Source organism: Celeribacter sp. ULVN23_4 (assembly GCF_054788345.1).
The window spans coordinates 364,371-378,464 of the sequence record NZ_JBTVYO010000002.1 but is presented as its reverse complement, the minus strand read 5'-3'; the positions used below and the strand labels follow the sequence as shown (position 1 = coordinate 378,464).

Genomic DNA, 14,094 nt, shown 5'->3' with positions numbered 1-14,094 from the left:
GGCCTCTCATGCGTCTATCCTTCCGTATCGTCCTCGTCACCATCATCGCCGCCATCGGCATCGCAGGCTTCATGAGCCTCGGCATTTGGCAGGTGAAACGCCTGCACTGGAAACTCGATCTGATCGAACGGGTGGATGCCCGCGTTCATGCCGCCCCGGTGCCTGCCCCCGGTCCTACCCTTTGGTCAGCGATCACACGCGAGAAAGACGAATACACCCGCGTCACTCTGACCGGCACATTTCTCAATGACGAGGAGGTGTTGATCTATACCCCCTCGGACTACGGCCCCGGTGATTGGGTGCTGACGCCTCTGGAACTTTCTGACGGCTCGATCGTCATGATCAACCGCGGCGTGGTTCCGCAGGAGCAGGCGATGGCGGGTGATTTCTCCCGGATCGACGGCGAAACCACCGTCACGGGCCTCCTGCGCATTTCCGAACACAAAGGCTGGCTGTTCTCGCAGGACAACGATCCGGAGAATGGCAATTGGTATCGCCGCGACATCGAGTCGATCACCGAAGCCAAAGGGTATGACCAAGCCGCCCCCTATTTCGTCGATCAAGACCTGACCGACCCGACAGGTTGGCCGCGCGGTGGCAAGACCGTCGTCCAGTTCCGAAATTCACACCTCAGCTACGCGATCACCTGGTTCGCACTCGCGGCTCTGGTGCTCGGCGGCTACGGATTGTTCTTGCGCAACGAACTGCGCGGAGATCGCGACAGCTGAGACTAAGATCTCTTCTTTTAAGACATCAAATGCGCGAAAACCGATCTCCTCGGTTTTCGCGTTTTTTATAACCGTCCGGTGAGCAGCAGAGAGATCGCCGGGAAAGCCAGCAAAATTCCAAGCCGGATCACATCGGTGATCACGAAGGGAATGACCCCCACCATGATTTTCGACAAAGGCGTATCGCGCGAGGCGCTTTTGACCATGAAAAGGTTCATCCCCACGGGCGGCGTGATCAGGCCCAGCTCCACCGTGACCACGGCAATCACCCCGAACCAGATCGGATCGAACCCATTGGCAAGGATCACCGGGAAGAAGATCGGCACGGTCAGGAGGATCATCGCGAGGCTCTCCATGAAGCAGCCGAGGATCACGTAGAACAATAGGATCGACAAAAGCACCTGCCACGGACCGAAACCGCTGCTGTTGAGAAAATCCACAAGCGCATTCGAGAGTTGGGAGGTGGAGAGGACAAAACCAAACACTTCCGCCCCGATCAGGATCAGGAAGATTGAGCCGCTGGTCGTAATGGTCTCGGTAAAGGCCGCGATCAACTCAGAGCGCGGCACCCTGCGCCAAAACGCGAAGATCAGCGCCAATGCCGCGCCCACGCCACCGGCCTCAGTGGGCGTGAAGAAATTGCCGTAAAGCCCGCCCATCACCAAACCGAAGAGCACAAGGGACGGCGCGAAGAGACGCAGGATTTCGAAGCGGCCTTGCGGGGCCAACTCTTCATCCGTGATCTGTGAAACACCCTCTTCCGGCGGCCAGATCCGCGCCATGATCAGGATCGTCACGAGATAGAGCACAAAGGCGAGAATGCCCGGCAGGATGCCCGCAAGGAACATCGTGCCCACCGATTGCTCCGTGATCAACGCGTAAAGCATAAGCGCAATCGACGGCGGGATCAGAATGCCCAACGTGCCGCCCGCCGCCAGAGAGCCGGTCGCCAATCGGCTGTCGTAGCCATGCGCTTTCATCTCCGGATAGGCCACGCGAGTCATTGTGGAAGCCGTTGCCAGCGACGATCCCGAAACCGTGGAAAACACCGCGCTCGCCGTCACCCCCGCCGCCGCCAACCCGCCGGACCAGCCCCGCGTCAAAAGAAGCGCCCCCCGGAACAGGTCGGCGGCCACGCCAGAACGCGAGATCAGGTTGCCCATCAAAAGGAACAGCGGAATGAGCGTGAAACTGTAGCTCGTCACCGTCTCGAACGTGGCGGTTTTCAGGATACTGAGCGCGGCAGAGACACCGATGGTGGCGGAAAACCCGGCAAACCCCACGGCGATCATGGCAAGCCCAATGGGCGCACCAAACAGCACAATGACGAACATCACCGCAATCGAGATATATCCGATCACCAAAGGGGTCATCACGACACCTCCGGGTGATGACCGTCACTCGTGAGCGCTTCGCGAAGCGCGATCACCGCGAGGGCAAAACATTCGAGCGTGTAGAGCCCGTAGATCAGGAACATCGGGATGCGCAGATCCTGCGTCTCCTCCCCACGCGCGTAGGTCGCCAAAGCCTCATGCCAAAACAGCCAGACCAGCACGAGGGCAAAGGCCAGAATCCCGACGAACCACAGCCGGGCGACAAGGGCTTTCAACAGCGGCGGGAGCCGTCCGACCAGCATATCGACCGCAATCATGCCGCCCTTGAGGGAGGTTGCCAGAGCTGCGAGTGCGATCATCCCGAGAAGATACGAGACCTGCTCGATCGCGCCCGGGATCATCAGATTGATCGCAGCCCCGGTGGCATCGAAAACCATCCGGGCGAGCACGTTGAAGCCCACGACACAGACCATATAAAGCAGACAGAGCGCCGCGAGGCCGAGACAGGCCGCCTCCATCCATCCGGCGATGCGCTTGAGACCGGAGATAAGCATATGCGCTCCTGTGGCTTGCATCTTCTCAGAAATAGGCGAGCCACAACGTCGCGCGGCCCGCCCTTTCAAGCTTAGTTCAGCTCGGTTTCACACTCCGAGACATAACCTTTCACAGCCGCATAGGTCGCCGTCCCCGGAAGGCCTTTGTCATTGAGAAACGCGATGTAGCTGTCTGTCGCCTTTTGCGCCGCCGCATCCCATTTCACACGTTCCTCCTCAGAGAGCTCGATCACGGTGGACTCGGTTTTCAGGCGGTCGAGCACTTTCGCGCCCTCGCTGTCATACCCGCGACCTGCCGTCACGGCCCATTGCATGCCTGAATTGACATCAACGGCGGCTTTGGCTTCGGGAGACAGGGCCTCATATTTCGCCTTGTTCATCGTGGAAATGAACGCCAGCGCATAGAACCCGAAAACAGTGTGATACTCGGTCAGCTCGTCGAGGCGGAAACTGTCCACGCTCTCCCACGGCAGCATGTAACCGTCGATCGCCCCGCGCTGCAGCGCTTCATAGGTGTTCGGAGCGGGCATCCCCACAGGCTCGGCGCCCAGATTGGTCAGAATCTCGCCCACCACCTGCGTCGGGCGGCGCAGTTTCAGCCCCTTCATATCCTCCAGCGTGTAGACCGGCTTTTTCGCCGTATGCAGGTGCCCCGGATCATGCGTGTGGACGAACAGGATGTGCGTGTCCTCATATTCCTCGTCCAACGCCCCGGAATCATAGAGTTTCTGGAAGGCGCAGGAACCGACGGCCCCGGTCTTGAACAGGCCCGGCAGCTCCATGATCTGGCTCAGCGGGAACCGCCCGGCGGTGTAGCCCGGCACGGTCCATGCGATATCAGCGATCCCCGTGACGGCGTTGTCATAGCCCGCTGCGGCCTTGCCCAAGGTCTGCGCCGGGAAGACCTGCACATCGACAGCCCCGTCAGAGGCGTCTTCGACCGCAGTAGCCCAATCTTCAAAAATGACCTGACTTTGCCAGCTGTTGGCCGACATGAAATGCGCATAGCGCAGCGTTTCTTTCGCATAAGACGGTGCGGCGAGACCAAGCGCCAAGGCGCTGGTGAGGGCGATTTTTTGCAGCATAACTATCCATTTCTCCCTGCTGGATTTGCTGTATGTCGATCCTGTGTCTCTTGCTGAGACATCAAGCTCGGGCGTTGATACACCAAGGCCGCTGCTTCGCACAAACCTCTAAAAAGGCAGGCTCGACAGCAGAGAGCCGTTTGCACAGCCTCATACAGCAGAGACGAGAAATCTCCGCTGCTTTTTTAACGAAATGGGAATTTAAGGACAAAATATGGCGCAGCACGCGCGCGCCAAAACCATTTCCCTCACCGTCCGTAGATCTCGGTCCCACGGCGTTTCAGAAACGGATCGTTGATGAACGTCCCCAGCGGCACCAGTGAGGCGACAAACGCCCTGCCCTTATCGCGCGCCTGCCACGCCATACCGCGCATCACGATGAGCATCAGCGCGATATAGGCAAGGAACGCATAGCCATGGATCGGCCCCATGATCTGCACCCAAGACGGGTCTTCCCAACCGTATTTGATCGGCATGGCAACGAAAAACAGAAGAATGGTCGTGACACCTTCGATCAGGGCAATCAGGCGGAACAGAGAAAAGAGATGCTTCTCTTTCGTGCTGGGTGTGTTGGCGGATTGTGTCATGGCGGCGCTCCGAGCGAGAGACAAAAATTTACTGTTTGTCTGGCTGATCTTTGAGAGGAACGGCTCGACGGTGAATATCAGAGGCTAAAGCGTTTCGACTTTAACTTGATCTATCACATAAAGTCGAAACGCCCGCTCCGCTTAGACGTTGCACCGCGTTTCTGCTCAAACCCTGATTCAGGTTTAAGTAGAAACACTTTAGCAAAGCCGCGCGCAAAGCTGAACCCGATGCCCCTGCGCGCATTGCCGCATGTCGCACAGATCCGCACCGTCATCGGAATGAGATAGAGATTTCAAATCCGAGGAGAATTTGGGTTCAGTTTCGAGGAGAGAAATGGCGCACCCAAGAGGATTCGAACCTCTGGCCTCTGCCTTCGGAGGGCAGCGCTCTATCCAGCTGAGCTATGGGTGCGCGGGACTGTTGTCTCGCAACGGTCAGTGCGCCTGTCTATAGGCGATGAAAAACGGGCGCGCAATCGGTTTTCCGCGCCCGTTTAAGGATTTGCACCAGAGCTTAGCCGAAGAATTCGCGGCACAGCTCCAAGGATTCGACCAGACGGTCGACCTCTTGCGTCGTATTGTACATCGCGAAGGACGCCCGGCAGGTCGCAGTAACGCCCATGTGCTGCATCAAAGGCATGGCGCAGTGGCTCCCGGCCCGCACGGCCACGCCTTTTTTGTCGAGCACGGTAGAGATGTCATGCGGGTGCGCGCCCTCCATCGTGAAGGAGAAGATCGCCCCCTTGCCCGCCGCCGTGCCCTGCACGTTCAGCCAGTTGAGGTTTTGGAGACGCTCGGCCGCGTAAGCCGCGAGAGACGCCTCGTAAGCGGCGACATTCTCCATCCCGATCTGCATCAGGTAATCGAGCGCGACACCCATCCCGATGGTCTGAACGATACCCGGCGTGCCCGCTTCGAATTTGAGCGGCGGTTTGGCGTAGGTCACAGCGTCTTTCGTCACCGTGTCGATCATATCGCCACCGCCGAGGAAGGGCCGCATTTCCGCCTGCCGCTCGGCGCGGATATAGATCGCGCCGGAGCCGCTCGGACCGTAAAGTTTGTGCCCGGTGATGGGATAGAAATCGCAGCCGATGTCCTGCACATCGACAGGACCGTGAACGGCCCCCTGAGAGCCATCGACCAGCGTCGCCACGCCTTTCGCACGCGCTGCGTGACAGATCGTTTTCACATCCACACGCGTGCCTGTGACGTTGGACATCTGGGTGATCGCGACAAGTTTGGTCTTCGGTCCGATCGCGTCGATCACGGCCTGCGGGTCAAGCGTGCCATCCGCCGTGCAATCGACCCATTTGAGGACAACACCCTGACGTTCACGCAGGAAGTTCCACGGCACGATATTGGCGTGGTGTTCCAGAACGGAGAGAACAATCTCATCGCCCGGCTGCAACATTTCTGCCGCCCATGCATAGGACACGAGGTTGATCCCCTCGGTCGTCCCGGAGGTGAAGATGATCTCATCCTCATGGCCCGCATTGAGGAATTTCGCCACAATCTGGCGCACGTTCTCGTATTTGTCCGTGGCGAGATTGGACAGGTAATGCAACCCACGGTGCACATTGGCATATTCTTCGGAATAGGCCTTGGTGATCGCGTCGATCACAACCTGCGGCTTTTGCGCAGAGGCCCCATTGTCGAGATAGGTCAGCGGCTGGCCGTTCACCTCGCGTGCGAGGATCGGAAAATCGGCCCGGATTTTTGCGACATCGAACATGTCAGCTCTCTTTCTTCCCAACTTCCGCGAGCATCGCACCCCAGAAGTAAATCAATGCGGCGAGGGCGAGCACGCCCACGCCATTGGTCGTCGCTCCCGGCCCGACGAACCCCGCCGTCAACCCCCAAAGGAGCCACAGCGGTGCCGCGCAGAGAAGGCCCCAGAACATCGCCATACGCACTTCAAACCCGGTGGCCAGACTGCCCAAGAGACGCAAGACAAAGCCCACGATCCCGGCCAGCACGTAGAACACCAAAGGCATGATGAACAGCCAGCTCAGAAGCGTTGCGCCCATGAGCATTTGCACGTCTTGGCCGGTCTCGTATGCAAGCCGCGACAGTCGCGGCCATTGCGCCACGAAAATCAGACCACAGGCGAGCATGAGGGTGACCAAAGCGCCGCCCTCATTGTCGCCTGCCGCAAGCCGGTGCCGAAGCACGGCCCGCGGCGCGCGGTAGCTTTTGCCGATGTCCGAGACGACGCCCATCTTATTGGCGACGCCGTTTCAGCCAGCCTTCGAGACGGGCGAGGATGTCCTCGGCAATCTCCGGTGCTTCGATTTCCTCGATGGCTTCCGCAAGGAAGGCCAGCGTCAGCAAATCGGTCGCATCAGAGGCCGGCAAACCGCGAGATCGCAGGTAGAAGAGCGCCTCTTCATCCAGTGCGCCCACGGTCGAGCCATGCGAACAGGCGACGTCATCGGCATAGATCTCAAGCTCGGGCTTGGCGAGGAACTGGCTGTTGTCGTCCAGCAGCAAGCCTTGGCTGATCTGATAGCCGTCGGTCTTCTGCGCGTCCGGTTTCACAAGGATTTTGCCTTGGAACACAGCTTTCGCACCGTTGCGAAGCACTTTCTTGAACACCTGACGGCTTTCACAGCGCTCAGCATCATGAGTGATGAACACCGTGTCATCGTGATGGAAATCACCATCCCCCATCGCGGCACCAGCAACATGCGCAACAGAGTCGTCGCCGATGATGTCGATGAAAACCTCGTTGCGGGTCAGGACGCCATTGGCCGTCATGGTGAAGGACTTGAACAGCGCTTCCTGACCGACCGTCGCGAAAACATGGGTCACCGCGCGGCGCTCATGGTCACGGCCTTGGGCGCGGACATGGTGGAAGGCCGCCTTATCAGCGACATCGACCTCCATCACCTTGTTGAACCGGGCCGCAGCCGGGCCGTTTTCAAGCACGGTCAGATCGGCGCCCTCTTCCACACGGATCACGTGGTGCAGGATGGCGTCGGAGGTCTCATTCTGGTGCAGGTAGACCAAGGACACAGGTTTCGCGACTTTGCCGGTGGCGCGAATGACCACGCCGTCGGTCGCAAAGGCGGTGTTCATCGTCGCGAAAGGACGCTCGACCGGATCTTGCGCTTTCTTCTCTTGGACACCGTAGGCGTCTTTCACCCAATGGATGTCCGAGGACAGCGCATCCGAGAGACGCATGATCTCAAGGTTTTCGCCCTCAAGCGCGTCGGAGGCCTCGGCATCGAAGACACCATCGACAAACACGAGCTTGATCCGATCCAGACCAGAGAAGGCCGGGGCTTCGTCGGCGACAAAAACAGCCGCCTTCGGAGCTTCTGCCACGACGAGACTGTCCGGACGCGTCCAGCGCCAGTATTCATCCCGCCCTTGCGGCAGGCCCATGGCCATCAACCGGTTCAGAGCATCCTGACGCAGGGCCTCGGCCCAAGGCGCGCCAGCGGGAAGGGTCATCCCCTCTACCCGCGCGCTCGTCGCGTCCAGTTTCCGTTGTTTCAGTTCCGCGCGTTTCATCAGGCCTTCTCCACCTCGGCCAGAAGATCGCCGTAACCGTTGTGCTCAACCTCAAGCGCCAGCTCGGGGCCACCGGTTTTCACGATACGGCCATCATACATGATGTGCACCACGTCCGGTTTGATATGATCGAGAAGACGTTGATAATGGGTGATCACCACGAAAGAGCGCTTGCCGTCGCGCAGCGCGTTCACGCCCTCGGACACGAGCTTCATTGCGTCCACATCGAGGCCGGAGTCGGTTTCGTCGAGGATGCAGAGCTTCGGCTCCAGCATCGCCATTTGCAGGATCTCGTTGCGTTTCTTTTCACCACCCGAGAAGCCCATGTTGACCGGACGTTTCAGCATGTCGGCATCGATCTTGAGGCTCTTCGCTTTGGCGCGAACGGTTTTGAGGAAATCGGTGGCCGACAGCTCTTCTTCGCCGCGCGCTTTGCGCTGCGCGTTCACGGCTGTGCGCAGGAAGGTCATGTTGGACACGCCGGGAATTTCCACCGGGTATTGGAAGGCAAGGAAAAGGCCGGCCGCCGCACGCTCTTCCGGTTCCAGTTCCAGCACATCTGCGCCATCAAGGATCACTTCGCCCTCGGTCACCTCATAGCCGTCACGACCGGACAGAACATAGGAGGTGGTGGATTTACCGGAGCCGTTCGGGCCCATGATCGCATGGACTTCACCTTCGCCAACGGTGAGGTTCACACCTTTGAGGATTTGCTTATCCTCTTCTTCAAGTTTGACGTGGAGATTTTTGATTTCCAACATTTTATTGTCCTTTCACGGAGGAGAGCCCGCGCGAGGCAGAACCCCGGCAGGCGCATGTGCGTTTGTGATGTTCGGATGAGGCGCTGCCCGATTTCAGGTCAGCGCCGGTGATATATGCAAGGTTCTGGCCGGACCGGCTCAGACCCCCGCGAAATGCATAAAGATCAGAATTCCGGAGCCAAGCGCGATCAGCTTGACCATGCCGGATTTGAGCCCGATGTTCAGACGTTGCGCGATCGACAGCCGTTCCTCGGCACTGAACGCGTCGTGCCGGACGCCGGAAACTGTTTTGTTCGCTGGCGTATCCACGTCCTGCAGGCCCGTATAGACCGTCGCACAGGTGTTCGGACCACCCGCTTGAATCCGTTTGATACGATCCGCGAATTGTGCCTGTTGCGAATGCTGCATGCCCTGCCCCCTCTTTCCGATTATTCGTTCCGTCATCACACATGTGATTGGAAACTTGGGAAAGATCGTGGCACGCGCCGGGCTTTGTTGCGACGTCGCCCAAAAGCGCGACATCAACATTTTGTACTGTCAGATATGATAGCTTTGACCGAGAAACGACACCGTGCCCGGATCCGTCGTTGCGGTCACATGAGAGACCCATTGCGGCGAGAACAGACGCGAAAACAGGTCCGGCATCTCGTGCACCACATTGTGCATGGTCACAAGCGCCAACAAAATACCCGCGAACTGCGCCCCCATGTGTTTGACTGCGGAGAGCGATACCAGTTCGCGCAGAATGAAGGCGATCAGCACGGCGAAGACGAGGTTCAGGAGAAAGTCGATATTCACTGAGACCTGCAGAGCGTCGTCCGAAATCTGAAAGCGCAGCCAACGAGCGATCAGAGCGGCCAGACCGCCCATGGCGACGGCGAGCAGATAGGACAGAACCAGCGTCAGCTTCAGACGCGGCTCCCCGGACATTGAACCATGCACGCCCTGCGCCTTGTGCCGCTCCAGCATCTGTTTGAGGTGTTGGTTGCGGCCGTGATTGCGCGTCTGCGCCGGCCCCATCGCATGCAAACTCTTCTCTGGCGCGCGCGATACGCGCCCCAGACGGCTGTAAAATTCCTCGCGCTGATCCATCGCGACACCCTGCTTCACACCATTTCACACAATACGTAGAAACAGCATCTGCCATAAAAATATGGCAGAACTCGGGCGAAAGCACCCGGGCAGCAGAAGCGATATGTGCGCGCGCGAAGGTCATATCAGCCGGAATAGGTCACCAGTTTGATCAGCGCCGAGAGAACCAGCGCCGCCACGGAAGCGAGGAAAGCCGTCGCCGCCACGGAGTTCATGATCAGCCCCTCACGCTTGCCCGATTTCACACGGATCACGAGGCCGATGAAGACACCGATAAAGACGCCAAGACCGATGCCGGCGGATTTTGCGAGGAAATAGGGGATAAGCTCGAAATGCATCGGTTACTCCACGGTCACAGCGGTGCCTGAGGCGGACACCATAAGCATCTGGCCGATCACCTCATAATCGAGATCGACCCCCACAACGGCATTGCCGCCCATAGAGCGCGCCTTGTCCTCCATCTCGCTCAGAGCGGTTTCCCGGCCCTCGGCGAGTTTGGACTCATAGGCGTTCGAGCGCCCGCCGATGATGTCAGTCACCTGCGCGAAGAGATCACGGACGATATTCGCGCCCATGATCGCCTCACCGGTGACAACACCATGATAGGCGGTGATCTTGTGGCCCTCGATGGAGGGGGTGGTGGTCACGATCATTGCTTGCCCTCTTGCAAAATATCGCCGCCGATCAGGCCCTTGCCGGTGAGCGTTCCACCGTTGAGATAGACGTTGTTCTGCACCATCCCGGTCAGTTCCGCCTCGACGCCAGTCGAGAGGATCAGATCGCGATTGATCATGGCGGAGATCACGGTCTTGGTCCCAGGCTTCACCCGGAGCGTGCCGCCGATCATGCCAGAGATCTCGGGCGCGTCGGTCTCAAAGTCGGATGGGATCATCATTTTTGAAACCTGTGATTTGCGGTGACTGCGAGAGTTGTTCTTGTGATGCTCATCAATATCCTCCGTCGGGATCATCACCCCTCTCTCGAATTTCTTCCACCCGAGAAAGATAGAGCTTCAACACAGCCGTTTTTGCGTCTCGGACGTTTTCAAAGCGAGTTTCGGAACATTCAATGCCATCGAAGATCTCCCAGCCATCAAACTCGAAGCTTTCAATTTTCTCAGCGACAACGAGACCCAGCGGGCCATGGAAAAATATCTGTGCTGGAGTGTTTCTCACCGCAACCAGCACTTGTGACGGCATCGAAGAGCCGATGCCAGTCCAAAACTCGTCATAGTGTTCACCCCAACCAGGCATTAGCCCACGGACCCTTCCAGAGAGATCGCCACCAACTGCTGCGCTTCCATGGCGAATTCCATCGGCAGCGCTTGCAGCACTTCCTTGGCGAAACCGTTGACGATCAGCGCCACAGCTTCCTCTTCGTCCATGCCCCGCTGGCGGCAGTAGAACATTTGTTCATCATCCACCTTGGAGGTCGTCGCTTCATGTTCGACACGCGAAGAGTTATTCTTCACTTCGATGTAAGGAACCGTATGGGCACCGCAATCCGAGCCGATCAGCAAGCTGTCGCATTGCGTGTAGTTGCGCGACCGTTTGGCTTTCGGGTGCATCGACACCTGACCACGATACGTGTTCTGCGCCTTACCGGCAGAGATGCCTTTCGACACGATCCGCGAGCGGGTGTCTTTGCCCAGATGGATCATCTTCGTGCCGGTGTCGGCCTGCTGGTAGTTGTTGGTGATGGCGATGGAGTAGAACTCGCCCTGGCTCTCGTCACCGCGCAGGATGCAGGACGGGTATTTCCACGTCACGGCAGAGCCGGTTTCGACCTGCGTCCACATCACCTTCGCCCGATCGCCACGGCAATCGGCGCGTTTGGTCACGAAATTGTAGATGCCGCCCTTGCCCTGCTCATCGCCGGGGAACCAGTTCTGCACCGTCGAGTATTTCACCTCGGCGTCTTCCTCGATGACGATCTCGACGACAGCCGCGTGAAGCTGCGCGGTGTCACGTTGCGGAGCCGTACAGCCTTCGAGATAGGACACGTAAGCACCCTTGTCGGCGATGATCAGCGTGCGCTCGAACTGACCGGTGTTTTCCGCGTTGATACGGAAATAGGTGGACAGTTCCATCGGGCAGCGCGTGTTCGGCGGGATGTAGACGAACGATCCGTCGGAGAACACGGCGGAGTTCAGCGTCGCATAGTAGTTGTCGGAGATCGGCACCACGGAGGCGAGGTATTTCTTCACCAGTTCCGGGTGGTCCTTGATCGCCTCAGAGATCGAACAGAAGATCACGCCCGCCTTCTCAAGCTCGGCTTTGAAGGTCGTGCCCACGGAGACGGAGTCGAACACCGCGTCCACGGCAACCTTGCGCTCGGAATTGTCGCCATCGGCGGGCACGTCTTCTGCGCCTTCGACACCGGCGAGGATCATCTGCTCTTTGAGAGGAATGCCGAGTTTCTTGTAGGTTTCCAGAAGCTTGGGATCGACCTCGTCGAGCGACTTCGGTTTTTCGGCCATGCTTTTCGGACGCGCGTAGTAATACTGCTCCTGAAAATCGATCTCAGGATAGTCGAGCATCGCCCAATCCGGCTCTTCCAGCGTGATCCAGCGACGATAAGCCTCAAGACGCCATTCCAGCATCCATTCCGGCTCTTCGTTCTTGGCCGAGATCAGACGCACGATATCCTCGGTCAGCCCTTTGGGGGCGTAATCCATCTCGATATCGGTGTCCCAACCGTATTTGTATTTCCCGGCGAGGGATTTCACGGCCGCAACCGTTTCCTCCTCGACACCTTCCTTGACCTGAACGTCATCCATCATGGGATCACTCCTTCATGTGCGTCTTTGCCCATTTTCGGGCTTTGTCTCTTCACCCGCTTGCGGGCCTGTCTCATGCGGCGCGTTTGCGCCAGCGTCCATAGGCGGCCAACCAAGCGCTGGCGAACCGCTCCAATTCCTCTTTCGTCACATCCGGACCGATGGACACCCGCAAGGCGCTTGCCGCCTCCTCCGGGGAATATCCCATCGCGGTCAGCACCTTGGAGGCACGGACCTTGCCGGACGAACAGGCCGATCCTGCGGAGACCGCAAACCCAGCCAAATCCATCTGCATCACCTGTGTCTCGCCCTTCCAGCCGGGCGTGATCAGGTTCATCGTGTTGGGCAGGCGCTTCTCGCCCTTCCCTACAAAAATAGGAGCGTCCAGCCCATCGGCCAGTAGCGCCTCAAGCATATCGCGTTTTTGAGCGACCTCGTCCCAAACGCCATCCGCCAAAAGTTGCGCCGCACGTTCCGCCGCAGCCCCGAACCCCGCGATGCCGATCAGGTTTTCGGTGCCACTTCTGCGCCCCATCTCCTGACCGCCGCCCCGGATCAAAGCCTCAACGTCGAGCCCCTGTTTGAGCACCAGAGCGCCCACGCCCTTTGGCCCACCAAGTTTGTGCGCCGAAAGAAGCGCCATATCGCAGCCCAGCCAATTGAAGGCCAGCGGAATTTTCCCGAAGCCCTGTGTTGCGTCACAGACTGCCAAACCTTCCGGCAATTCCTGAATGATCCCCGTCTCGGAATTGGCAATCTGCAGCGTGCTATGGGCCGGGTCCGCGAGTGTCACATGGCCCGCGCCATCGACGGGAAGATCGGTCTCGCACCACGCTGACACAGCCTCATGTTCGACCTCCGCGCACTGCATGCCCTTGCCGGACAGCGCCATCGCCGCCGCCTCTGTCGCCCCGGAGGTAAAGACGATATCCGCCCCCTGCGCGCCAAACGCATCCGCAAGTTGCCCCCGCGCACGTTCCATCAGCCCCTTCGCCGCACGGCCTTCGCCATGCACGGAAGACGGATTGCCGAGTTCATCCATGGCCGCAATCATCGCGTCACGCGCGGCTTGTGCCAAAGGAGCCGTGGCATTCCAATCGAGATATGTCCGCGAACTGTTCACGACAGCCACGCTTTCAGGTCACCCAGCGACATCTCTCTTACCCCTCATCTACGACGGAGAAGATATTCGGAACCGCCGGGCACGGGCGCAGCTCGTTGCGGACCACATCGGACAGGCGCGTCTGATGCAGGAAGACGTAGACATGGGCCGAAAGCCCTTCCCACAGCCGGTTGGTCATCGACTGGGCGCGCGAGCCGGAAATTCCGCCCGAGGCGCCTGCCCCGGTGTGCATCGCCGACACGGTTTCATCGACGGCGCCAAGAATGTCAGACACGCGAATTTCAGAGGCCGGCTTCGCAAGCTTGTAGCCGCCGCCCGGCCCCCGCACGGAGGTCACAAGCTCGGCGCGGCGCAGCTTCACGAAAAGCTGTTCGAGATACGGCAGGGAAATATCTTGACGCTTCGAAATCTCTGCCAGAGACAACAGATTTCCCTCCGGCTGCAAAGCCAGATCCGCCAATGCCACCATGGCATACCGCCCTTTTGTCGACAACTTCATCGTCTTTCCCCTTATACCGAGCGCGCTCACGTCACG

Annotated in this window: 18 protein-coding genes and 1 tRNA gene; 1 reads left to right on the top strand and 18 read right to left on the bottom strand. The window is 58.9% G+C overall.

What is annotated here, in order from left to right:
• The first annotated feature begins 8 nt into the window (after positions 1-8).
• On the top strand, positions 9-728 hold the full coding sequence (locus ACYBHZ_RS07195) for an SURF1 family protein (protein WP_460273577.1): 720 nt from the start codon (positions 9-11) through the stop codon (positions 726-728).
• Positions 729-793: 65 nt separating this feature from the next.
• Here the strand turns inward: ACYBHZ_RS07195 and ACYBHZ_RS07190 are convergent, their stop codons facing one another.
• From ACYBHZ_RS07190 to iscR, 18 genes are all read right to left on the bottom strand, one after another.
• A complete protein-coding gene (locus tag ACYBHZ_RS07190) occupies positions 794-2,101 on the bottom strand; it encodes a TRAP transporter large permease (RefSeq protein WP_460273576.1) in 1,308 nt (435 codons plus the stop codon).
• A complete protein-coding gene (locus tag ACYBHZ_RS07185; RefSeq protein WP_460273575.1) occupies positions 2,101-2,616 on the bottom strand; it encodes a TRAP transporter small permease in 516 nt (171 codons plus the stop codon). The genes ACYBHZ_RS07190 and ACYBHZ_RS07185 overlap by 1 nt, the downstream gene beginning before the upstream one ends.
• Positions 2,617-2,687: 71 nt before the next feature.
• Positions 2,688-3,701: a TRAP transporter substrate-binding protein gene (locus ACYBHZ_RS07180; RefSeq protein WP_460273574.1), complete on the bottom strand. Its 1,014-nt coding sequence runs from the start codon at positions 3,699-3,701 to the stop codon at positions 2,688-2,690.
• A gap of 248 nt (positions 3,702-3,949) precedes the next feature.
• Positions 3,950-4,288, bottom strand: a complete 339-nt coding sequence (locus ACYBHZ_RS07175; protein WP_460273573.1) for a DUF3817 domain-containing protein — start codon at positions 4,286-4,288, stop codon at positions 3,950-3,952.
• 335 nt (positions 4,289-4,623) lie between these two features.
• Positions 4,624-4,700: transfer RNA gene (locus tag ACYBHZ_RS07170), tRNA-Arg, on the bottom strand.
• Between the two features lie 102 nt (positions 4,701-4,802).
• The gene (locus ACYBHZ_RS07165) at positions 4,803-6,020 is read right to left on the bottom strand and encodes an aminotransferase class V-fold PLP-dependent enzyme (protein WP_460273572.1); all 1,218 of its coding nucleotides are present in this window, start codon (positions 6,018-6,020) and stop codon (positions 4,803-4,805) included.
• Position 6,021: 1 nt separating this feature from the next.
• On the bottom strand, positions 6,022-6,507 hold the full coding sequence (locus tag ACYBHZ_RS07160) for a YIP1 family protein (protein WP_460273571.1): 486 nt from the start codon (positions 6,505-6,507) through the stop codon (positions 6,022-6,024).
• Between the two features lies 1 nt (position 6,508).
• Positions 6,509-7,804: a Fe-S cluster assembly protein SufD gene (sufD, locus tag ACYBHZ_RS07155; RefSeq protein ID WP_460273570.1), complete on the bottom strand. Its 1,296-nt coding sequence runs from the start codon at positions 7,802-7,804 to the stop codon at positions 6,509-6,511.
• Positions 7,804-8,565, bottom strand: a complete 762-nt coding sequence (sufC, locus tag ACYBHZ_RS07150) for a Fe-S cluster assembly ATPase SufC (RefSeq protein ID WP_460273569.1) — start codon at positions 8,563-8,565, stop codon at positions 7,804-7,806. Before sufC ends, sufD begins: the two co-directional genes overlap by 1 nt.
• Before the next feature lie 138 nt (positions 8,566-8,703).
• Positions 8,704-8,973, bottom strand: a complete 270-nt coding sequence (locus ACYBHZ_RS07145; RefSeq protein ID WP_460273568.1) for a hypothetical protein — start codon at positions 8,971-8,973, stop codon at positions 8,704-8,706.
• A 129-nt stretch (positions 8,974-9,102) separates the two neighbouring features.
• Positions 9,103-9,657: a hypothetical protein gene (locus ACYBHZ_RS07140; protein WP_460273567.1), complete on the bottom strand. Its 555-nt coding sequence runs from the start codon at positions 9,655-9,657 to the stop codon at positions 9,103-9,105.
• Positions 9,658-9,782: 125 nt separating this feature from the next.
• Positions 9,783-9,995, bottom strand: a complete 213-nt coding sequence (locus ACYBHZ_RS07135; protein ID WP_460273566.1) for a hypothetical protein — start codon at positions 9,993-9,995, stop codon at positions 9,783-9,785.
• Positions 9,996-9,998: 3 nt separating this feature from the next.
• A complete protein-coding gene (locus tag ACYBHZ_RS07130) occupies positions 9,999-10,310 on the bottom strand; it encodes a heavy metal-binding domain-containing protein (protein ID WP_460273565.1) in 312 nt (103 codons plus the stop codon).
• Positions 10,307-10,627: a hypothetical protein gene (locus ACYBHZ_RS07125; RefSeq protein ID WP_460273564.1), complete on the bottom strand. Its 321-nt coding sequence runs from the start codon at positions 10,625-10,627 to the stop codon at positions 10,307-10,309. Before ACYBHZ_RS07125 ends, ACYBHZ_RS07130 begins: the two co-directional genes overlap by 4 nt.
• The gene (locus ACYBHZ_RS07120) at positions 10,605-10,910 is read right to left on the bottom strand and encodes a hypothetical protein (RefSeq protein WP_460273563.1); all 306 of its coding nucleotides are present in this window, start codon (positions 10,908-10,910) and stop codon (positions 10,605-10,607) included. Before ACYBHZ_RS07120 ends, ACYBHZ_RS07125 begins: the two co-directional genes overlap by 23 nt.
• Positions 10,910-12,439: a Fe-S cluster assembly protein SufB gene (gene sufB / locus ACYBHZ_RS07115; RefSeq protein ID WP_460273562.1), complete on the bottom strand. Its 1,530-nt coding sequence runs from the start codon at positions 12,437-12,439 to the stop codon at positions 10,910-10,912. Before sufB ends, ACYBHZ_RS07120 begins: the two co-directional genes overlap by 1 nt.
• A 70-nt stretch (positions 12,440-12,509) precedes the next feature.
• Positions 12,510-13,559, bottom strand: a complete 1,050-nt coding sequence (locus tag ACYBHZ_RS07110) for a cysteine desulfurase family protein (RefSeq protein ID WP_460273561.1) — start codon at positions 13,557-13,559, stop codon at positions 12,510-12,512.
• A 37-nt stretch (positions 13,560-13,596) separates the two neighbouring features.
• Complete coding sequence (gene iscR, locus ACYBHZ_RS07105) at positions 13,597-14,058, bottom strand: Fe-S cluster assembly transcriptional regulator IscR (RefSeq protein WP_460273560.1); 462 nt, start codon at positions 14,056-14,058, stop codon at positions 13,597-13,599.
• Positions 14,059-14,094 lie beyond the last annotated feature (36 nt).